This window comes from Desulfoplanes sp. PS50, from assembly GCF_053851535.1.
In genome coordinates this window covers 1-1405 of record NZ_JBSPZA010000082.1, presented here as the reverse complement: position 1 = coordinate 1405, position 1405 = coordinate 1, and the positions used below count along the sequence as shown (strand labels likewise).

1 protein-coding gene is annotated in these 1405 nt (G+C 40.7%); it reads left to right on the top strand.

What is annotated here, in order from left to right; all coding sequences use genetic code 11:
- Positions 1-18: 18 nt before the first annotated feature.
- Positions 19-1405, top strand: a 1387-nt coding sequence (locus ACTVJH_RS15830) for an IS4 family transposase (protein WP_455992854.1), incomplete at its 3' end; no start/stop codon positions are given.

Genomic DNA, 1405 nt, shown 5'->3' with positions numbered 1-1405 from the left:
AAAAAACAAGGATCTCAAATGCAAGATACGATTAAACCTATCGATTTGCAAGTTGTAAAGAATGAATGCGCCAACCGTATTGACTCTTTTTTTAAAAGATTCCGTATCGCGAGTGTTGCCAGCAACTCTCAAATAAAAAAATCAAAAGGACATTCAGCTGTATCCATTCTTCAAAGCATTTTTATACTTCCGTTCATTGGAAAAAATATCTACAGGAATATCGTCATCAACCCCGAACGTAAAATCAGTAAAGATGCAATATATGATTTTCTTCGTTCAAGTCGTTTTAGCTGGAGAAGATTCCTTTTGGCTTTAGGCTTTCAATCATATGAAATGATTGATGAACTGACAAATAAAGATCGTGATCCTGTGCTTATCTTTGATGATTCAACGATATCACGTCCGCGGTCAAAAAATGTCGAACTCTTGGCCAAAGTTTTTGATCACACAACAGGGAGGTATCTTAGAGGCTTCAGAATGCTCACCATGGCTTGGTCTGACGGGTCGACACTGTTACCGCTTGATTTTGCACTACTTTCATCGAGAAAAAAGAAACATCGATATCAAGAAGCTGCTAAAAATTTGGATAAGAGAACGTGTGGTGCCAGACGACGACAGGAGTCCATGACCAAAGCTACAGATTTGATTACCCCCATGATTGAGAGGGCACTACATGCCGGAATCAATGCCAAATATGTTCTCATGGATAGTTGGTTCGGAGTACCTTCCTTGATTGCCAAGGCGCGCGAGCACTTGCATGTCATCTGTATGGTCAAACGAACTCCGAAAATTCATTACATCTTCGAGGGCCAAGAACTCAACGCCATCCAAATTTACCGTAAAATCCGAAAACGCAGAGGAAGAGCAAAAATTCTCGCAAATGCACAAGTTCAGATCAAAGATGGCGGCATGGCCAAATTGGTCTTCGTCCGCAACCGAAGCAAAAGAGACTGGCTTGCATTGCTGTGTACGGATGAAAATCTTCCAGATGATGAAATAGTTCGTATCTATGGTCGACGTTGGGATATCGAAGTCTTTTTTCGGACAGCCAAACAACATCTTGAACTGGAAAAAGGATGCCAGAGCAGAGATTTCGATGCGCTTATAGCACATACCAGCATTGTTATGACCAGGTATATCTTTCTCTGTATAGAAAAACGTCGGGCAGAAGATCCCAGAACGCTGGGAATTTTATTTCACCACTTCTGCCAAGAGGCTGCAGATTGTACGTTGATTGAGGCGCTCGGAAAAATTCTCGGTGTGATCGTAAAAAATCTTCATAAAATCGAAAACTTACCGGCAAATGTCCTTGGAAGCATTTTGGAACTAGTCCAAAAAAATATGGATAGTTTCGTTGGTGAAAAAGGACTTCTTGTCAATAAAAACAAACTATTAACGACTAATC